Origin of the sequence: Streptomyces sp. NPDC050617, assembly GCF_040654795.1 — a bacterium.
In the GTDB taxonomy this organism is placed as follows: domain Bacteria; phylum Actinomycetota; class Actinomycetes; order Streptomycetales; family Streptomycetaceae; genus Streptomyces.
Genome location: NZ_JBFAIS010000008.1, coordinates 103,520 through 122,017, shown reverse-complemented (window position 1 = coordinate 122,017; position 18,498 = coordinate 103,520). Strand labels below are relative to the sequence as shown.

The following is an 18,498-nucleotide window of genomic DNA, read 5'->3' as shown; positions in this document are numbered from 1 at the left end:
TCGCCGCAGCTCTCGGGAGCCGGCGTGTCGCCGCGATGGCCCCTACCCATGGGGAGAGTGGCCCATGACAGCCCCCGTGCTCTCGGCAGACTCCCACGTCGTGGAACCGGTGCGCCTGTGGACCGAGGGGCTGGAACGCCGCTACCGCGACCGCGCCCCCCGCGTCTCCTGGCACGCCGAACGGCAGGGCTGGTACTTCACCTGCGACGACCTGAGACCCGCCCTGGTCAACACGCTCTACGCCACCGCCACCGCACCCGAGGACTTCGTGGACGCGGAAGCCGTCGTCGAGGCGGCCCGAGCCGGGGGCAGCGACCCGGCCGCCCGGCTGAAGGACATGGCGCTGGACGGAGTGTCAGGAGAGGTGCTGTACCCCAGCCTGGGCCTCCACCTCTTCTGGCTCGCGGACGCCGCCTTCCAACGCGCCTGCTTCCGCGCCTACAACGACTGGCTCGCCGACTACGTGCGGTACGCGCCGCGGCGGCTGGCCGGCCTCGCGCTGATCTCGCTGTGGGACACCGAGGAAGCCGTACGGGAACTGCGCCGCTGCCACGGCCTCGGACTCAAGGGCGCCGCCGTCTGGGCCTCCGCCCCCGACGAGCGCGACCTGGCCGGCACCACCTGCGACCCCTTCTGGCGCGCGGCACAGGAGATGGGCATGCCCGTATCCATGCACTGCCTCACCGGCTACCGCGACAGCCCCCGGCTCTTCGACTACACCACCCCGATGGGCCGCATCCAGCGCAACATGGCCTACCCCGAGGAGCTCCAGCACACCCTGACGGACCTGCTCTTCTCCGGCGTCCTCCAGCGCTTCCCCGGCCTCGACATCGTCCTGGCCGAGAACGACATCGGCTGGATCGCCTATCACCTGCTGCACGCCGACCGGATCCACGACAAGCTCGGCCCGGTGCTGGGCGCCGACCCCGCCATGTCCCCGAGCGACTACTTCCGCCGCCAGGTCCACGCCACCTTCACCGATGACGAGGTGGGCGTGCTGACCATGCGCCTGCTCGGGCCGGACAACTTCCTCTGGGGCAGCGACTATCCGCACTACGAAGGCAGCTGGCCGAACTCCGGCGACGTGCTGGAGCGCTGCCTGGCGGAAGTCGGCGACGAGGCCCGCGAGCGGGTGACCTCCGGCAACTGCGCGCGCCTCTACGGGTTCGATCTCACGACGCTGACGGGCGACTGACGGAGAGGGACGGACGGAGGACGGACGGAGGACGGACGGAGGACGGACGGAGGAGGGGCGACCGACGAGCGAAGGACGAGCGGCTGACCAGCGACTGGCAGGCGAGCGAAGGAGACCCGCATGGCGGAGCCGACCGCACACCCCTGGTACCGCTTCATCGACGACGACATCGAGAACAGAACCCGGGCCGGCGTCGGCTTCACGAACCTGATCTCCCAGCGGCCCTACGCCCTGGCCCCCGAAACCCTCCAGGGCTTCATCGACCGCAATGCCCTGATCCGCGACTTCCAGCGGATCACCCGCGACGTCTTCCTGGCCAGCCTCCGCGGCGACGCCGACCCCGCCATCGCCGACACCGTCCTCGCCCAGCAGCCGCCGGAGCGTGGCCGGGACTACCACCTGAAACTGACCGAGCGGCACCTCGCCCTGCCGCACTACTTCCGTACCGACGAACCCGCCCCCGGGAAGATCGCGGAAGTGCAGTGCCCCGCCTCCGGCTGGGAGATCGCGGACCAGGCGCACGCCCTCTACCGGGCCTTCCCGAACGACTTCGGCACGGAGGAACGGCGCTTCGCCCCGCTCATCGACGACCTCGCCGCGTCCCTGCGCTCCCGGTTCGGCGACGGCCTCGTCATCCACCACCTGACCGGCAACGCCTCACGGCCGCACGGCGTCCACTACACCGTACAGCGGCTGCGCGAAGCGGGAATCCGGCACTTCGGCTGGGACGCCGTGCACTGGAAGGACTGCGCGTTCATCCGCGCCCACGAGTTCTACGACCTCCGGTACAACGGGTTCTTCGACCAGTGGATGGAGGCGTGCGAACAGGGCGACCTCTTCTTCGACCACCCGCCGCTACCGCTCTACGACGCCAAGGTGACGATGGCCTGGCCGTTCTGGTCGAAGGCCGCGCGGTACTACCCCGACGAGGTCCGCGGGATCTTCCCGCACACCGAGATCATCACTCCCGAAGGCTTCCACCTGCCCGACGGCACGTGGATCACCCTGGACGAGTACTGCCGGCTCGGCCAGGGACGGCGCCGCTACTACGTGAAGTTCGGCAGCCACCACCCGACCTTGAACTGGGGCAGCCGCGCGGTCTACCACACGGGAAGCTTCTCCGGCTCCGCGCTGCGCGCCCTCTTCGACCGCGTCCGCGCCGACACCGCGGAGGGCCACCTCTGGGTCGCCCAGGACGCGTGCCTGCTGGCGGAACCCGCCGCCGCCGTGTCCCGGAGCGGGGAGGACGTCAAGTTCGACGGCTACACCAAACTCAGCGCCTTCTACACCCCGGAGGGCCTGGCAGGCGTGATGGCCATGCAGGAACGCGCGCACAAGGTGCACGGCTCGCTGAACACCGTCGTGAGCGCCGTCTACTGAGGAACCCCGCATGAAGGAGGTGGCGGATGAGGACCAGCGACTCCCATCCGTTCCGGCTCACCGGGCAGGCCCACTCCGCCGACTACTTCCGCTTCGTCGAACGGGACGAGACGGACTGGCAGGCGTGGACCGCCGTGCTCCGCGGCGAGGTCGCCGGCGCGATCTTCCGCGGAGTGCTGACACCGGACGTCCGCGACCGCGTCCGGCGGAACTTCTGGAGCAGCCCGCTGCTCCGGAGCAGAGCCCAGAGTTCTCGGGACGCGGACCACTGGTTCGGCGACCACCTCTTCACCGCCCCCAGCCTCGACTGGTACCTCGACAAGGCCGACCGTGTGCGTACGGCCCTGGAGGCGCTCTGCGCGGGCCCGGGCCGTACACCGCTGTCGCTGCTGGACGAGTACCGCGACCACCTGGCGGACCGCGGCGTCCTGCTCCGCCTCGCGGAACACGGAGGCCGGCGGGCGGCCCCCTTCCGGCTGCGCTCCCGAGCGGATGACGACGCGCTCGTGCTTTCTCCGCACGACGACGCCGAGGCCATCCGCCACGCCCGCCACCTCGACGGATGCGAGGTCCAGCGGGTGGCCCGCCTGTGCAACGCCCTGATGTGCGTGGAGAACGGCTCCGGGGGCGAGCTGCTGTACTGGAACATCGCCCCGGACCGCGAGAGCCGCGCCGCGCTCGGCATGTCCACCGACAGCTACGGATATCCGATCGAGTCGCTCACCGGCATCGAACAGCTCACCGTGCCCGTCCGAGCCGGGGACGTGTACATCTTCGACACCGCGAACGTGCACGCCGTGGCTCCCTGCGACGGCGGGACGCCACGGACCACCGTCAACCTCCTGATGGGCCGGCTCGACGAGGACACGACGGTGTACTGGTCCTGACTGCCTGACTGCCTGACCGACCGGCCGGTTGGCCGACCGACCGAGACCGCGAACGCGACCGAAGGGGGTGCAGACGGATGGCGGCAGCCACGACAGCCGCACAGAACGTCGCCGGAATCGACGTACGGCAGCTCGCGGGGCACATCGGCGCCGAGATCACCGGTGTGGACCTCGCCGCACCGGTGTCCGACGCCCTCATGGCCGCGATCCGCGCCGCGCTGCTCCGGCACAAGGTGATCTTCTTCCGCGGCCAGCGGCTCGGCCACGCCGACCACGTCGCGTTCGGGCGGCGGTTCGGTGCGCTCACCCGGCGACCGGGCCGCAAACACGGCGTCCATCCGGAGGGGTACCCGGAGATCCTCGTCGTCGACCCGGACGCGGAGGACACCCGTTACGGGCGGCGGTTCGAGGAACGGCTCCGGCCCAAGGCGCTGCGCCACGACTCGGGCTGGCACGTGGACCTGGCCGCGGCCGTCAACCCCCCGGCCGTCTCCGTGCTCCGCTCCGAGGTGGTCACCGAATACGGCGGGGACACCCAGTGGACCAACCTGGTCGCGGCCTACCGAGGGCTCTCCGGCCCGCTGCGCGCGCTGGCCGACGGACTGCGCGCGGAACACACCCTCTACGCCGCCTGCGAGCTGCTGCTCTCCGACGAGGAGGACGTGGAAGTCATCCGGCGGCTCACCGAGGACACCCTGCTCTCCGTGCACCCGCTGGTCCGCGTCCACCCCGAGACGGGCGAGAAGGCGCTGTTCGCGCCGCCGGCGTCGGTGACCCGTCTCCTCGGGCTGCTGCCGTGGGAGAGCCGCCATCTGCTGGAACTCCTCTACGAGCACATCGGGCGCGCCGAGTACACCGTCCGCTGGCGCTGGGCGGTCGGCGACGTCGCGGTCTGGGACAACCGCGCGGTCGCCCACCTCCAGCCGGCCGACCTGGACCACATCGACTACCGGCGCACGCTCTACCGCGTGACCGTCCTGGGCGAGCCGCCGGTCGGCCCGGACGGCTTCACGTCCGAGGCCGTCCGCGGCGAACCGCTCACCGTTCACGGCCGGCCCTGATCCAGCACCTCCGCAGCCCTGATCCAGCACTTCCGCAGCCGAGATCCAGCACTTCCGCAGACGAAAGGGGCGAGACGCCATGCCGGGCAGACGCGGCGTGTACTTCGTGGCCAATGACCGGGTAGTGGAACTGGTCACCGCATTCCTCAACAGCTTCCGCCGCACCAACCCCGACATCCCACTGCGGCTGATCCCCTTCGACGGCGCGTACCAGCGGATCGCCGAACTGGGGGACCGCTATGGGTTCACCGTATGGGAGGACGCGCGGCTGCTCGCCCGGTGCGACGAGATCAGCCTATCGTTCCACGAGCACCCGAAGGGGCACTTCAGGAAACTCGCCGCATGGGAGGGAGAGTTCGACGAATTCCTCTACATCGACAGCGACACCGCCGTTCTGCGGAACATCGATTTCGCCTTCGACTACCTCGCGGATTACGGGTTCGTGACCGCCACCTCCAACCTGCCGGGGCGCGCCTGGAAGGAGACCATCAAACAAGCCGGAAAGCTGACCCGGCAGCAGTACGAATACGCCGCCAACACCGGATTCGTCACCTCCCGGAAAGGGGCGCTCACGCTCGACGGAATCACCGCCGCGCTGCCCGGCGCCCGAGAGGTCACGCCGCACATGAAACTCGGCTACGAACAGCCGTTCCTCAACTACCTCATCGTCACCTCGGGCCTGCCCTACACCAGCCTGCACCGCCTGCGCACCGCCACCGGCGACCAGACCATCCCGGCCGAGGTCTTCGCCTGGACCCCGGGCGTCCGGGCGAGGAACGGCGAAGTCGTGCACCCGGCCTCGCCGCCGCCGCTGATGGTCCACTGGACCGAGCCGGTCAAACCGACCCAGGCGGACCCGGCGGAAACCCCGCTCTACGACCTGTGGCTCCACTACCGCGACTTGCACACCCTCACATAGAGCGACTGCTCGTCGTCGTGCCGCGGCGGGAACTCGGGGTGCGCGGCCAGCAGATCGGCCTCCTCGACCCGCTCGGCGACGAGGAAGCCGGCCTGGCCGAGGGCCCAGGCCAGCAGCTCCAGGTCGAAGAGGTTGCGGTGCCTGCCACGGGCCTGGAAGAGATCGTTGATGAACTGCTGGACCGGGGCGCCGCCGAGGGAATAGTCGGGCCAGCGGCGGCAGCGGTCCTCCTTCAGCGCCTGCCCGCGGTCGGCGGCGTAGGCGGCGCAGACCTTGGCCAGATCGGGGCAGGAGATCCACAGCACGGCGTCATCCGCGCAGACCCGACGCAGCTCCCGGAGAAACGGGATGAGCTGCCCGTGCAGTTCCAGGTGTTCCACGACGTGCTGCATCACGACGGCCGTGACCGAGCCGTCGGCGAACGGCATGCGGCCGGCCGCCAGATCGATGTCGCACTCCGAACCGGACACATCGCAATTGAGCCAGCCGGGAACACGCCGGTCACCGCAGCCCAAATGGATTCTGGCCGGTCCGGTGACGAATCCCGGGCCCCGGGCCCGGCGTTGTCGCCTGAGGCGCGCGAGCAGTCGGGAGAAGTCATGTTCGACGAATGAGATGGTGCGGGGATCGAAATCCAGTCGGCGCAGCACCCAAGGAATCATGCGTTTCACCGTGCCCGAAGAGCCAGGTCCGGTCAACCATGCCGCCGCGGCCCGGAATTCGGCGTCCTTTTCCGTGGCCGAATGCCTTCCCGCCGGAACTGCGGCGCGCATGGCGGCGCCCTGTGATGATCGAAATCGCCGAATTCCACGTGGAGGTGTGCATGCGACAGGTAGTCCTGCCCGGCCCGGGCCGGTGCGACGTCGTCGAGCGGCACGAGCCGACGGCCGCGCCTGGACATGTCGTGGTCGACGTCAGCCTGAGCGTGCTCTCACCGGGCACCGAGCGCGCGATCCTGCTGGACCGCCCCACCGCCGGCTCCCGGTTCCCGGAATCACCCGGCTACATGGCGGCCGGTACGCTGCGCGGCGATCCGGGGCTCCCCGCCGACGCGCGCGCCCCGGTCCTCCCCGCGGGCACGCGGGTGGCGGTGCGCCGGGCACGCCACGCCGACGTCGCCGTGGTGCCCGTACGCTGCGTACGCGCCGTACCGGATCGCGTCCCGCCGGCCGACGCCGCGGTCTGGCAACTCGCGCTCACCGCCCTGCACGGCCTCGAAACCGGAGGCCAGCGCGGTGACGAGCCCGTGACCGTGGTCGGCCAGGGGCTGCTCGGCATCATCACCCGCCGCCTGGCCGCGGCGCGCGGCGCAGCGCGGGTGCGCGCGGTCGCCGCGTCCGCCGCCAAGGCGTGGACCACCCGTACCGAACCCTCCACCGTGTTCGAGGAAGCCGGCCGGCTCGACGGCGGCACCCCGCTCGTCGTGGACGCCACCGACAGCGGCCCCGGGCTGGCCGTCGCCATCGCCGCCGCGGACCGCGGCGGCCGGGTCGTACTCCTCGGGTCACCGCGCACCGACGAAGCCGAAGTCCCCCTGCGACAACTGCACGACCGCCTGCTCGACCTGCGCGGCGCGCACGTCTCCCACCTGACCGCAGCGGACGAGGAGCGGCTCGGCGACCACTTCTTCGCCCTGCTGGAGCATCGCCGATTCACCATCGCGGACGTCCTGTCCCACTACCCCGCGCACAAGGCCCCGGAGGTCTACCGGCGCCTCGCCGGCGAGCGGGCCTTCGTCAGCGCCGCGCTGCACTGGAACACCGCGAGCCCCGCCCCCGGACGGCCCGCACTCACCGCACACCCGATGCGCTTCGGCCTGATCGGCTGCGGAGACATCGGCATCGAGGACGCCAGGGCGCTCGCCGCCGCGGACGAAGCCGCGATGACCGCCTGCCACGACCCCGTCGCGGAGCTCGCCGACGAGACCGCCGCCCGCTTCGGCGGTACGCCGGAAGCGTCCGTCGGGACCCTGCTGGCACGCCCCGACGTCGACGGCGTCATCATCGCCACCCCGCACGACACCCACGAACCGCTGCTCAAGGAGGCGTTGGCCGCAGGCAAGCACGTTCTCCTGGAGAAGCCCGTAGCCCAGGATCTGGCCTCCGCGCAACGCGTCGTCCTCCACGCGCGGGCCGCCCGGCCGCGCACCGGCATCCTCTTCCCGACCCGCACCGACCCGAGGTTCCGCCGCGCCCGCGAGGCCATCGCGGCGGGGGAGATCGGCTCGCCGCTCGGCGTCGTCACCACGTACTTCACGGACAAACCCGCCGCCTATTTCCTCGGCGGCATCAGCGGCCGCGTCTCCACCACCTGGCGCCTGTCGAAGGAACGCGCCGGCGGCGGCTTCCTCATCATGAACCTCATCCACCAGATCGACGCGGTCCGGGCGCTCCTCGGCCGGGAACCCGACCGCGTCTACGCGGAGACCGCGCCCTCGCCGACGGCGGCGGCCCCCGGGATCGAGGACGTGGTCAGCGTCGTCCTCAGGTTCGGCACCGTCGTCGCCACCCTCATCGGCAGCGCCGGAGTGGTGGGAGGCCGCGGCATGCGGACCCGCGTCTGGGGAGAGAAAGGCGAAATCCAGCTCACCCCGGACTACTCCCTCGCCCGTCGCGGAATACCCGCACCCGAGCCCGACTCCACCCCGCGGGCGGCGCCGACCGCGATCGACCTGCGCACCTCGGCGTTCACCCGCTTCGCGCGAGCGGTCCACGACGGGTCGCCCGTGGACGTCAGCCTGGCCGACGGGCTGCTCACCCAAGCCGTCGTCGAAGCCGCGTACGCCTCCGCCCGGCTCGGCCGCGCCGTGTCCCCGTCCGCTCTCCTCGAAGGGGATGCGCCGTGAACAACTGGCAGCACATCAGCCGCACGCCCGACGAACCCCCGCCGGCGGGAGACCTGGTGTGGTTCGCCGACGACCCGGCAGCCGACGAGACCTGGGCGTACGGGTATCCGGCGCCGGACGCCGCCGAACGAGCCGCCCGCGCCTGGGCCGCCACCGCCGACGCGGCGGCGAAAGCCGCCGGCCGGGCCGACGTCAGCGTCGTAGGAGAAGGAACGCTCGCCCGCCTGGTCCGATGCGCGCTGCCGCCATCGGACACCGGCGACGCCCCCGCCCCTCGACCACGCGCGGTCATCGAGACGACCGGCACCACCGCCGGCATCAGACGCGCCCTGGAAACCGTCCGCCCCGCCGGCCTCATCCTCCTGGCCGCCCGCCCCTTGCACACGACAACCCCCTTGCCCACCTACCACGGCATCCACAGACCAGGCACCCGCATCCTGCCCGTCCCATGGACCGACGACGGCGCCGGCGCCCCGCCGCATCTGGTGGCCCGCTTCTTGCGAGGCCGAGTGCGCGTGGACGAGGCGCCGAGGCCCTCGTGACGGCGGGTCGAGGCGTCGGACGCCTCGCTCATCGGCACGAGGGCCCCGTTCGTCACGGGACCGGACCCACCCCCGATCCGTGGCCGGGCCGGAGAACCTCAGTAGTCGATCTGCCCTGTGGCCTTGGCCGTTCCCTTGAACTGCAAGTAGAACTGGGCGCCGTCGTTGACCTTGTAAGCGGCCACCCCCCACTTGCCCTTGGTGAGCGTCCGCCACTTGTTGCAGGGGAGAGTTTTGATGCAGGCCCGTACTTCACGGGTCTTGTCGAGCTTCAGGTTGATGTCGGCGCACCGGGACGTGGCCGTCGCGTAGGTGCCCCTGGCGGGCCAGAACGCCGGGTCCTTGGCGCTGGTCCCCGGTGAACTGGTGAAGTGCGGAGCGTCGGCGGTACAGGCCCGCTGGATGCTCACGTCGGGGGCGTTCGAGGCCGCGGCCGGCCCTGCCGTAGCGGCGGTGAGGCCGCCTCCCAGCAGGAGGACGGCTGTCGCCACCGGTACGAACGTGGACTTCGTCTTCACGATCTGCCTCTTTCTTCCTTCTTCCGGTTTTTCTGTCACGGCCGGCTCCGCCGTCCTGGCGCCAAGGCGAGCCTGCTGGGCCGTGTCGTGGCGTGAGCGCCTTGGTACGGCATCGACTCTTGGGGCCGACGGGTTGTCCCGCACCCGGTTGACGTGTTCCGCAACAATGGCCTGGGTTGTTGTGCGGCCGAGGCTGTGCCCCGCAACAACGGACGCAAAAAGCCCCGTACGGAGCGGGAGTTGACTGGCCGGGGGCGTTCAGCGGCTTGCCGGCCGGGCCGGATCGGGCGGGGCCGTCGGTCTATGGGGGAGGACAGCGATGGGGCGCAAGGAGAAGCCGGTCGATCCGCGAGGGGGCCCGGTCGCGCGGTTCGCGTTCGCGCTGCGCGAACTGCGCCACGAGGCCGGCAGCCCGCCCTACCGCACCATGGCGCACCACGGCGGCTACTCGGTATCCGCGCTGTCCCGGGCCGCCGGGGGCGAGGTGCTGCCCTCCTTGCCCGTGGTGCTGGCGTATGTACGGGCCTGCGGCGGCGATGCCACCGAGTGGGAGCACCGCTGGCGCGAGGCCCAGCGCACGGAAGCCGCCCAGGTACCCGACCTGCAGGAGGAGACGGCCGATGCCCCCTATCGGGGGCTGGCCCGGTTCGAGGTGCGCGACAGCGCTCGGTTCTTCGGCCGCGAGACGCTCACCGAGGACCTCATGGACCTGGTGGCCGCGCACCGGTGCGTCATGGTGTTCGGCCCGTCGGGCAGCGGGAAGTCCTCCCTGCTGCGGGCCGGGCTGATCTCCCGATTACAGGGCGCCGAGGACGCCGTTCCGCGTCCGGCGGCCATCCGGGTCTGCACGCCCGGCCCCCGGCCGGTGCAGGACCACGAGAAGCTGTTCGACCCGGCAGCGGAGCCGGGCGAGACCTGGTTGATCGTGGACCAGTTCGAGGAACTGTTCACCCTGTGCGCCGACCCTCGTCAGCGGGCCCGGTTCTTCGAACTGCTGGCCGCCGCCCAGGAGCCGGACAGCCGGCTGCGTACGGTGCTGGGGGTGCGGGCGGACTTCCTCGCCCGCTGCCTGGCCCACCCGGTCCTGGCCGCGACGGCCCAGAAGGCCGGCCTGCTCATCGGCCCCATGGCGCCGGCCGAACTGCGTGCGGCGATCGTCAAGCCGGCCGCCGCCCAGGGCCTGATCGTGGAGCGGGCGCTGACCACCCGGCTGATCGAGGAGGCGGGACCGGAACCGGGGGGCCTGCCGCTGCTGTCGCACGCCCTGCTGGAAACCTGGCGCCGACGCCGGGGCCGCACCCTGACGCTGGACGGCTACGAGGCGGCGGGCGGCATCCACGGCGCCATCGCCCAGACCGCCGAAGACCTCTACCGCGGCCTCTCCTCCCCGCAGGCCACGCACACCCGCCGCATCCTGCTGCGCCTGATCACTCCGGGCGAGGGCGCCCCGGACACCCGCCGCCCCGTCGACCGCGCGGAACTCGACACCAGCGACCCCGCCGACACCGAGCTGGTCCTCGAACGCCTGGCCCGGGCCCGCCTGATCACCCTCGACGACAACCTGGTGGAACTCGCCCACGAAGCGCTCATCACCTCCTGGCCCCGGCTGCGCGGATGGGTCGAGGAGGACCGCGAACGCCTGGTGGCCCACCGCCGCCTGACCGAGGCCGCCGCCTTGTGGGAGGAACTCGCCCGCGACGAGGGGGCGCTGTACCGGGGGAGCCGGCTGAGCACGGCCGAGGAGCAGTTCGGCCTGCCCCATGGGCGGGACGACTTGACCGCCGCCGAACGGGCCTTCCTGGCGGCCAGCATCGAGGAGCGCGACCGGGAGCGACGCACGCTCGCCCGCCGCAACCGCCACATCCGCTACCTCGCGGCCGGCCTCGCCGTGCTCCTGGCCGTGGTGACCGGCGTCGGCGTGCTCACGATCCGCCAGCGGCAGGAAGCCGACCACGCCCGCCTGCAGGCAACCTCCCGGCAGCTCGCCGCGCAGGCGCTGACCCTGGCCCCGACCCGTCCGACGGTGGCCAAACTGCTCAGCGTGGAGGCGTTTCGCACCGCTGCCACCCCCGAGGCGCGCGGCGCGCTCCTGACCATGTCCACCTACCAGTACCACCAGGCCGAACTCACCGGCCACCGCGACGCCGTCTCCGACATCGCCTTCGGCCCCGACGGCCGGCTCGCCTCCGTCAGCCGCGACCGGAAGATCATGTTGTGGGACCCGCGGCGCCGTACCCGCCTCGCCACCTTGACCGGCCACAACACGTGGCTGCGGGCCGTCGCCCTCAGCCCCGACGGCACGACGATGGCCACCGGAGGTGACGACAAGAAGGTGGCCTTGTGGAACGTGGCCGCCCGCAAGCGCGTCGCGAGCCTCGGCGGCCACACCGGACTGATCAAGAGCCTGGCCTTCAGCCCCGACGGCCGCACCCTGGCCTCGGCCTCCGCGGACCGCACCGTAGAGCTGTGGAACGTGCGCGACCGCACTCGGCGGCGCACCCTGTCCGGGCCCGCGGACACAGTCGGCGCCGTGGCCTTCAGCCCCGACGGCCGGACCCTGGCCACCGCCGCGGGCCGTACGGTCACGCTGTGGGACCCTGCGACCGGCAACCGGCGAACAACCCTGAAAGGCCATACGGACACCGTCGAGGCGGTGGCCTTCAGCCCGGACGGCCGTACCGTCGCCACCGCCGGTGACGACCAGAAGGCCATGCTGTGGGACGCCAGGAGCAAGAGGCGCGTCGCCGTCCTGGCCGGGCACACCGGGCAGGTCCGTGCGGTGGCCTTCAGCCCCGACGGCCGCACCTTGGCCACCGCCGGACTGGACCGTACCGTCATGCTCTGGGACCCGGCCCGTGCCACCCGCACCGCCACCCTGACCGGGCACGGCACCAACGTCTACGGCCTGGCCTTCTCGACCGGGCCGCGGCCGCTGCTCGCCTCGACGGGAGAGGACGGCGCCATCACCCTCTGGGACCCGTCCCGCATCGCGCTGTCCGGCCACCGCGACCGTGTCAACAAGGTGGCCTTCAGTCCCGACGGCACCACCGTGGCCACCGCCGGCGACGACGGAACGGCACTCCTGTGGGACCGGCGGCGCGGCATTCGCAGGGCGACACTCGGTACGGGAAGCGGGCAGGTGAACTCAGTCGCCTTCAGTCCGGACGGGCGCACCATCGCCACCGCCACCGGCTCCGCCGTCCACCCGCCACGCGCCCGCGACTACACCCTCAGCCTCTGGCGCGCGGCCGGCGAAGACCTCACCGGCGACCCGACCGGGGGAACGGCCGGCTCCTCCGCTCAGCCCCTGGCCCGGCTCACCGGCCACACCGACCGCGTCACCGACGTCGCCTTCAGCCCCGACGGCAGCCTCGCGGCCACCGCGGGCGAGGACGGCGCCGTCATCATCTGGGATACCGCCCGAAAGGCCCGCCTGGCCACCCTGCGCCAACCGGCCCGCCCTCATCCGACCACCGCGCCCGCCGCCGGAGCGGCCGCGGGCGTCAACGCGGTGGCCTTCAGTCCCGACGGCCGCACGCTCGCCTCGGCGGGCCACAACGGCACCACCGCCCTGTGGGATGTCGCTACCCGCACCCGTCGGCGCACGCTGTCCGGGCACACCGGGTCCCTGCGCGCGGTGGCCTTCAGCCCCGACGGCCGCACGCTGGCCACTGCCGGACTCGATCGCAGGGTCATCCTCTGGGACGCCGCGCGCGGCGTCCGCAGAGCGGTCCTCACCGGCGACTCCTCCGCCATGGCCGTGGCCTTCAGTCCCGACGGCGCCACCTTGGCCACCGCCGGCGAAGACACCTCCGTCGACCTGTGGCAGGCAGCCACCCGCCGGCACCTGGCCACCCTCACCGGCCACACACGCCAGGTGCGCACCCTGGCCTTCAGCCCCGACGGCGATACTCTGGCCACTGGGGCCGTAGACGGCAGGGCCGTGCTGTGGAACACCGATCCCGAGCGCACCGCGAAGCAGTTGTGCGCCACCGTCGCCCGCAGCCTCACCCGGCAGGAATGGACACGCTTCGCCCCGGAAGCTCCGTATCACCGCACCTGCGGTTGACCGGGGGCCGCCGGTCGGCGCTCGGCGCCGCCGGGTCCCAGAGGCCGAGAACTCAGTCGACGTAGCAGAAAACGGCTTCGCCGGGGAGCTGGGTGCAGATCGCGGCCTGATACGAGGCGATTTTCGTCCACTCCCCGCGGGTAGCGGTGTACCAATGGTCACCGTCGTCCAACGTCACGTAATAGCCCGAGTAGTTGAAGGTGAAGGCGTCGACGTCATCGCCGCTGCCCCACCCGCCCTTCCTCGCGGACGGCTGAAGTGACTCCTGGTCGCACCGCAGGTGACGCCAGTGCCGGTCGCCCCCGCCTTTTCCGTTCCAGACGTCGCAATATCCATCCCCCTGCCCCAGGCCGAGGGTGTAACTCATGACCGCGCCCGTATGGTTGCGCACTTCGCCGCAGATCACCCCTAAGGCGCAGCCGGCGGCGGATGCGGGCCCCGCCGTGGCCAGACCGCCCCCCAGGGCCAGAGCCGTAGCAGCGACGACAACGGTCAACCGACTGCCCCCACGCATCGTTCCTCCACACGCCACGCCGACCTGAACACAGTGCCCAACACCCTAGAGAGCCTCAGATCCCGCGCACACATGCCGATTCGGCCAGTCCTGCGGGACCCGGCCGACGGCCCATGCGGCAGCGCGTCGCGCGCACCCGGATGAGGTCGAACCGAGCGGAGGGGCTTCAGACGCGGAGAGGGCGTCCGGCATCGGCGGTGAAAGCCGAGCCGGGCGCCCTCTTGACCGTGCGGATCAGGTCAGCGCTCGCACATCAGTAGTTCAACTTGCTCTCGGGGCCCTCGGGGAGCCGCCACAGGCCGCCCTGGGTAAGGGCGGTGAAGTCGCCGACCTCGACCAGTAGCGGGGTCTCGTAGACGTCGTCGTTTCCGATGAGCAGGTTCTCGGCCATGTGGGACACCTCCGGATCACACGGATGGACCATCCACCTGCCGGGGATATCCGACATCTGCCGGGCAATTACACCGCGCCACCCCGAACGTCACCCGTATGAGCGATCGCCGCGTGAACGACGTCACGGAGCCGGCAAGACCACCCTCATCCGGGCGCTGGCCACGGTGCTGCGGCCCGCCGGCAGCCTCGACATGCTCGGCGAGTCCGCCGGCGGCAGGGGCGAGCACCGTGCGCTGCGCCGCCGGATCGGCTACCTGCCGCAGGAGTTCGGCTACTACAAGCGGTTCACGGTGCGCGAGTTCGTCGAGTACATGGCCTGGCTCAAGGAGGTGCCCAAGGCGGACGTGCCCGGGGCCGGGCAGCGCGCCGTGGAGCGCGTGGGCCTGGCGGACCGCGCCGAGGAGCGGATGAAGGCCCTGTCGGGCGGCATGGTGCGGCGCGTCGGCATCGCCCAGGCCATCGTCAACGACCCGGCGATCCTGCTGCTGGACGAGCCGACGGTCGGCCTGGACCCGGCGCAGCGGCTGCGCTTCCGCGAACTGCTCCAGGAACTGGGCCAGGACACCTGCGTGGTCGTCTCCACCCATCTGGTGGAGGACGTCGCAGCGGCCTGCACCGACGTCGTGCTCTTCGCCGAGGGACGGCTGGTCTTCCAGGGCTCCCCGGACGAACCGGCGGCGGCGGGCGGCCCCGAGCACGTGGGCGACAGCCCGCTGGAGCGCGGCTACTCGGCGCTCCTCGCCGGCTCCGGCAAGGAGAGGGGCAGCTGGTGAACAGCCGTGTCCTGCGCACCGAGCTGAGGCGTTCCGTCGCCCCGTGGGCCGGGGCAGCGGTCCTCGTGCTCACACTCGCGCTCCTCTACCTGATCCCCGGCCAGTGGACGTTGGACAACGTGGGCTGGACGGAGCAGTAGACGTCCCTGGCCATGTGGACCCGCTCCCTGCTGGCGTTCCTGTGGCCGCTGGTCCTGGGGCTCGGCGCCCTCCAAGGGCTGCGCGACCACCGCTCGAAGACGGCCGAACTGCTGACGAGCACGCCGCGGCCGCCCTGGCACCGCGCGGTGGCGCTGCTGGGCACGACGGCGCTCACTCTGGTCACGGGCTTCGCCCTGCTCATCGTGGCGGGCGGGGTCCAGGTGCTCGCGGGCGGCGCGTACCAGCACCTCGGCTGGGTGCCGATCTCGCTGGTGGCGACCCTCTCCCTGGTCGCGGCGGCCGCGCTGGGCATGGGCCTGGGGCGTACGCTGCCGTCCGCGTTCACCCCGTCCGCGCTCACCCCGCCCGCGCTCACCCCGCCCGCGCTGACCGTGGCCGCTTTCGTGTTCGTCAGCCTGCTGCGGACGGCGGAGGGCCCGGCGGTCCCCACGCCCGCCGTGCCCAACCGGCTCGCGCTGCTGTCCCCGGTGGTCGCCCAGGTGCGCGAGGTGCGGCTCACCCTCTCCGCCTCCGTGCACCTCGGGCAGACGCTCGGGCTGCTGGGCGTGGCCGCGACGGGCTTCGCCCTGCTGGCCGCCGTCACCACGCGCGGCCGGCTGCTCGCCCTCGCGCCTGTCCTGGCCGGTGCGGTGCTCGCCCTGCTCGTCCTGCCCTCCGACCCGCGCCGCACCTACGTCGTCGACCGGGCCGCCGCCGCCATGGTCTGCGAGGACCGGTCCGCGTGACGAAACTGCGCGAGGCACGACTCGACGACCTCGCGGACCCCGGCAAGAAGGCGCTGCGCCTGCTGCACGACGCCCTGGGCGACCGGGCGCCGGTGGAGATCCGGGAGAGCACCGCCCTGCGGGGACTCCTCGACACCCCCGAACGGTCCCGTACGGCCGTACTCGTCGACTTCGGCGACGGGGCGATCGGCCGGACGAAGGGCGCGGACCTGACCCGGGCCCTGATCGGCCAGGGCATCGCGCCGTCCTGCGCGCCCCGCAGCGAGCGCGAGGGCGGCACGGCGGCGGACATCGCCGCGCAGGACATCGTGGCGGGCTGGGTTCTCGGCGACCTCCGGCCGATCCGCGGCACGCAACAGTCCCCCGCCCGGCAGACCGCGCCCGCCGGCCCCCTCTGGAAGAAGCTCCGGGCCCTGCCGCCGGCCGAGCAGCGCGCGCGGATCGGCGCCATGCGCAAGGCCGCGCTCTCCTGCGGCGACAGCGGCGCGCTCGACCAGTTGCCCGGGGGTGCGTCCCGGTGAGATGGCTGACGCTGTACGCGCGCTCCCGGCAGGCGCCCGCGTCGCTCGCCGCGACGCTGGTCGCCGCGGTGGTGGTGCGGGCGCTCGGACGGGGCGGGGGCGCGGGCGACCCCCAGTTCGCCGCGCTCGCCCTCACCGCGGGGGTGACGGCGGCCTCGGTCGGCCTCGGCGGCCAGGACCTCGCGCTGGACCGTACGGCCGCGATCCGTTGGGCGCCCCGCAGGGCCGCGCATGTGCTGCTCGCTGGCGCGGCCGTGGCGGCGGTGGTGCTGGCGGTGCAGACCCTGGGCGACGACCTGGCCGGCACCGCGTTCCTTGTCCGGGACGGCGTGGGACTGATGGGCCTCGCCGCGATCGGGGCGGCGGTGTGCGGGGGGCAGTACGCCTGGACGCCGCCGGTCACGTGGGTCGCCGTCGCCCTCCTGGCCCCCGCGGGGTCGGCGAGCGCGCCGATGCGGGTGACGACGTGGATACTTCAGCCGCCCGGCACGGCGGCGGCCATGTGGACGTCCCTGGTGCTGGCGGTGGGGGGAGCTGTGGTCTACGCCTTCGCGGGGCCGCGGCGGTAGCCCGGGGCGCCGGCCGTCTCGCCGTCTCCCGTCTCGCACTCGGGTCGGGGCCGCGGGCAGATCGTCGGGAGCGCGGGCGCGGGCGCGGTCGGCGGGTTGGGGCGTGTGACAGCCGCTGGTCGGGTTACCCCTTAGGGGTACACGATTCGGGCGGCGCGGATGGTTCGCCCGGGGCAGGAGGACGCTCATGCAGGCCATCTGGCACGCCCTGTCGATCACCGGTTCCATGGCGTGGGAGATCGCCTGGGCCCTGATCCTGGGCTTCACCCTCTCCGCCGTGGTCCAGGCCGTGGTCCGCAAGTCCACCGTCGTCTCCCTGCTGGGCGACGACCGCCCCCGCACCCTGGCCACCGCGACTGGCCTGGGCATCGCCTCCTCGTCCTGTTCGTACGCGGCGGTGGCGCTGGCCCGGTCCCTGTTCCGCAAGGGCGCGGACTTCACCGCGGCGATGGCCTTCGAGATCGCCTCCACCAACCTCGTGGTCGAACTCGGGGTGATCCTGGCCCTGCTCATGGGCTGGCAGTTCACCGCCGCCGAGTTCGCCGGCGGCGCGCTGATGATCGTCGCTCTCGCCGTGCTCTTCCGCACGCTCCTGCCCGCCACGCTGCTGCGCGGGGCCCGCGAGCAGGCGGAGCGCGGCGTGTCCGGCTCCATGGAGGGCCACGCCGCGATGGACATGTCCGTCCGGCGCGAGGGCTCCTTCGCCCGCCGGCTGGGCTCCCGCGAAGGCTTCACCTCGGTCTCCCACGTCTTCGTCATGGAATGGGCGGCGATCCTGCGCGACCTCGTCGTCGGCCTGCTGATCGCCGGCGCGATCGCCGCCTGGGTCCCGGACTCCTTCTGGCGCACCTTCTTCTTCGACGGCCACCCGCTGGCGTCCAAGCTGTGGGGGCCGCTGATCGGGCCCCTGGTGGCGATCGCCTCGTTCGTGTGCTCGGTGGGCAACGTGCCGCTCGCCGTCGTGCTGTGGAAAGGCGGCATCAGCTTCGGCGGAGTCGTGGCATTCCTCTTCGCCGACCTGCTGATCCTGCCGATCCTGAACATCTACCGGAAGTACTACGGCGCCCGCATGGCCCTCTTCCTGCTCGGCACCTTCTATGCGTCCATGGTGCTGGCCGGATACGTCGTCGAGTTCGTCTTCGGCTTTTCCGGTCTCATCCCCGACCGGTCCCACGCCGCCGTTCCGGACAACGGCGTGAGCTGGAACTACACCACCTGGCTCAACATCGCCTTCCTTCTGCTGGCCGCCGCCCTGGTCATCCGCTTCCTGCGTACGGGCGGCAGGGCCATGCTGGGCATGATGGGCGGCGCGCCCGAATCGGGCCAAAACGATTCCGCGCACCAAGGCCGAGACCGATAGCAGCGAATTCACGAAAGCAGGAAAGTCCGACGCCGCCGTCCGGACCCTGTGCCTGAGCATGTTCA

17 protein-coding genes and 1 pseudogene are annotated in these 18,498 nt (G+C 72.1%); 14 read left to right on the top strand and 4 right to left on the bottom strand.

Features of this window, described 5'->3' with window-relative positions; genetic code table 11:
• Positions 1 to 64 precede the first annotated feature (64 nt).
• The 5 genes from AB0I49_RS13565 (at position 65) to AB0I49_RS13545 (ending at position 5,442) form a co-directional block, all read left to right on the top strand.
• On the top strand, positions 65 to 1,195 hold the full coding sequence (locus AB0I49_RS13565) for an amidohydrolase family protein (RefSeq protein ID WP_363227095.1): 1,131 nt from the start codon (positions 65 to 67) through the stop codon (positions 1,193 to 1,195).
• A 120-nt stretch (positions 1,196 to 1,315) separates the two neighbouring features.
• Complete coding sequence (locus AB0I49_RS13560) at positions 1,316 to 2,575, top strand: hypothetical protein (protein ID WP_363227094.1); 1,260 nt, start codon at positions 1,316 to 1,318, stop codon at positions 2,573 to 2,575.
• Positions 2,576 to 2,601: 26 nt separating this feature from the next.
• Positions 2,602 to 3,462: a hypothetical protein gene (locus AB0I49_RS13555; RefSeq protein WP_363227093.1), complete on the top strand. Its 861-nt coding sequence runs from the start codon at positions 2,602 to 2,604 to the stop codon at positions 3,460 to 3,462.
• A gap of 77 nt (positions 3,463 to 3,539) precedes the next feature.
• Positions 3,540 to 4,523 carry a TauD/TfdA family dioxygenase gene (locus AB0I49_RS13550; protein ID WP_363227092.1) on the top strand — a complete coding sequence of 328 codons (984 nt, stop codon included), beginning with the start codon at positions 3,540 to 3,542 and terminating at the stop codon, positions 4,521 to 4,523.
• Positions 4,524 to 4,602: 79 nt separating this feature from the next.
• Entirely contained in the window at positions 4,603 to 5,442 is an 840-nt protein-coding gene (locus tag AB0I49_RS13545) for a hypothetical protein (protein ID WP_363227091.1), read from the top strand.
• On the opposite strand, the gene AB0I49_RS13540 is transcribed toward AB0I49_RS13545, so the two are convergent.
• Entirely contained in the window at positions 5,415 to 5,912 is a 498-nt protein-coding gene (locus AB0I49_RS13540; RefSeq protein WP_363227090.1) for a methyltransferase domain-containing protein, read from the bottom strand. The genes AB0I49_RS13545 and AB0I49_RS13540 overlap by 28 nt on opposite strands.
• Before the next feature lie 353 nt (positions 5,913 to 6,265).
• Here AB0I49_RS13540 and AB0I49_RS13535 point away from each other — a divergent pair, with 353 nt between their 5' ends.
• Both AB0I49_RS13535 and AB0I49_RS13530 read left to right on the top strand, forming a co-directional pair.
• Complete coding sequence (locus AB0I49_RS13535; protein WP_363227089.1) at positions 6,266 to 8,287, top strand: Gfo/Idh/MocA family oxidoreductase; 2,022 nt, start codon at positions 6,266 to 6,268, stop codon at positions 8,285 to 8,287.
• Positions 8,284 to 8,829, top strand: coding sequence for a hypothetical protein (locus tag AB0I49_RS13530; RefSeq protein ID WP_363227088.1), 546 nt, complete (start codon positions 8,284 to 8,286; stop codon positions 8,827 to 8,829). Before AB0I49_RS13535 ends, AB0I49_RS13530 begins: the two co-directional genes overlap by 4 nt.
• Positions 8,830 to 8,927: 98 nt before the next feature.
• Here the strand turns inward: AB0I49_RS13530 and AB0I49_RS13525 are convergent, their stop codons facing one another.
• On the bottom strand, positions 8,928 to 9,347 hold the full coding sequence (locus AB0I49_RS13525) for a hypothetical protein (protein WP_363227087.1): 420 nt from the start codon (positions 9,345 to 9,347) through the stop codon (positions 8,928 to 8,930).
• A gap of 319 nt (positions 9,348 to 9,666) precedes the next feature.
• Here AB0I49_RS13525 and AB0I49_RS13520 point away from each other — a divergent pair, with 319 nt between their 5' ends.
• Positions 9,667 to 13,416 (top strand): hypothetical protein, encoded by a 3,750-nt coding sequence (locus AB0I49_RS13520; protein ID WP_363227086.1) that lies wholly within the window; start codon positions 9,667 to 9,669, stop codon positions 13,414 to 13,416.
• A gap of 52 nt (positions 13,417 to 13,468) precedes the next feature.
• On the opposite strand, the gene AB0I49_RS13515 is transcribed toward AB0I49_RS13520, so the two are convergent.
• Positions 13,469 to 13,912 carry a hypothetical protein gene (locus AB0I49_RS13515; RefSeq protein WP_363227085.1) on the bottom strand — a complete coding sequence of 148 codons (444 nt, stop codon included), beginning with the start codon at positions 13,910 to 13,912 and terminating at the stop codon, positions 13,469 to 13,471.
• 271 nt (positions 13,913 to 14,183) lie between these two features.
• Positions 14,184 to 14,321 carry a lasso RiPP family leader peptide-containing protein gene (locus AB0I49_RS13510; RefSeq protein ID WP_363227084.1) on the bottom strand — a complete coding sequence of 46 codons (138 nt, stop codon included), beginning with the start codon at positions 14,319 to 14,321 and terminating at the stop codon, positions 14,184 to 14,186.
• Between the two features lie 127 nt (positions 14,322 to 14,448).
• On the opposite strand from AB0I49_RS13510, the pseudogene AB0I49_RS13505 reads away from it, so the two are divergent.
• From AB0I49_RS13505 to AB0I49_RS13480, 6 genes and pseudogenes are all read left to right on the top strand, one after another.
• Positions 14,449 to 15,096 (top strand): annotated as a pseudogene (locus tag AB0I49_RS13505) (ATP-binding cassette domain-containing protein); the annotation flags it as partial.
• Entirely contained in the window at positions 15,093 to 15,236 is a 144-nt protein-coding gene (locus tag AB0I49_RS13500) for a hypothetical protein (protein ID WP_363227083.1), read from the top strand. The pseudogene AB0I49_RS13505 and the gene AB0I49_RS13500, both read left to right, overlap by 4 nt.
• 12 nt (positions 15,237 to 15,248) lie before the next feature.
• Positions 15,249 to 15,983: a hypothetical protein gene (locus tag AB0I49_RS13495; protein ID WP_363227082.1), complete on the top strand. Its 735-nt coding sequence runs from the start codon at positions 15,249 to 15,251 to the stop codon at positions 15,981 to 15,983.
• On the top strand, positions 15,980 to 16,504 hold the full coding sequence (locus tag AB0I49_RS13490) for a hypothetical protein (RefSeq protein WP_363227081.1): 525 nt from the start codon (positions 15,980 to 15,982) through the stop codon (positions 16,502 to 16,504). Before AB0I49_RS13495 ends, AB0I49_RS13490 begins: the two co-directional genes overlap by 4 nt.
• Positions 16,501 to 17,073 carry a hypothetical protein gene (locus AB0I49_RS13485; RefSeq protein ID WP_363227080.1) on the top strand — a complete coding sequence of 191 codons (573 nt, stop codon included), beginning with the start codon at positions 16,501 to 16,503 and terminating at the stop codon, positions 17,071 to 17,073. The genes AB0I49_RS13490 and AB0I49_RS13485 overlap by 4 nt, the downstream gene beginning before the upstream one ends.
• 187 nt (positions 17,074 to 17,260) lie before the next feature.
• The gene (locus AB0I49_RS13480) at positions 17,261 to 18,433 is read left to right on the top strand and encodes a permease (protein ID WP_363227079.1); all 1,173 of its coding nucleotides are present in this window, start codon (positions 17,261 to 17,263) and stop codon (positions 18,431 to 18,433) included.
• Positions 18,434 to 18,498: the final 65 nt, after the last annotated feature.

What these genes read in the sequence shown, in the direction of transcription:
- AB0I49_RS13555 (WP_363227093.1), top strand. Translation starts at nt 2,602, where the DNA reads ATGAGGACCAGCGACTCCCATCCGTTCCGGCTCACCGGGCAGGCCCAC.
- AB0I49_RS13520 (WP_363227086.1), top strand. Translation starts at nt 9,667, where the DNA reads ATGGGGCGCAAGGAGAAGCCGGTCGATCCGCGAGGGGGCCCGGTCGCG.
- AB0I49_RS13545 (WP_363227091.1), top strand. Translation starts at nt 4,603, where the DNA reads ATGCCGGGCAGACGCGGCGTGTACTTCGTGGCCAATGACCGGGTAGTG.
- AB0I49_RS13550 (WP_363227092.1), top strand. Translation starts at nt 3,540, where the DNA reads ATGGCGGCAGCCACGACAGCCGCACAGAACGTCGCCGGAATCGACGTA.
- AB0I49_RS13510 (WP_363227084.1), bottom strand. Translation starts at nt 14,321, where the DNA reads ATGGCCGAGAACCTGCTCATCGGAAACGACGACGTCTACGAGACCCCG.
- AB0I49_RS13560 (WP_363227094.1), top strand. Translation starts at nt 1,316, where the DNA reads ATGGCGGAGCCGACCGCACACCCCTGGTACCGCTTCATCGACGACGAC.
- AB0I49_RS13480 (WP_363227079.1), top strand. Translation starts at nt 17,261, where the DNA reads ATGCAGGCCATCTGGCACGCCCTGTCGATCACCGGTTCCATGGCGTGG.
- AB0I49_RS13565 (WP_363227095.1), top strand. Translation starts at nt 65, where the DNA reads ATGACAGCCCCCGTGCTCTCGGCAGACTCCCACGTCGTGGAACCGGTG.
- AB0I49_RS13495 (WP_363227082.1), top strand. Translation starts at nt 15,249, where the DNA reads ATGTGGACCCGCTCCCTGCTGGCGTTCCTGTGGCCGCTGGTCCTGGGG.
- AB0I49_RS13535 (WP_363227089.1), top strand. Translation starts at nt 6,266, where the DNA reads ATGCGACAGGTAGTCCTGCCCGGCCCGGGCCGGTGCGACGTCGTCGAG.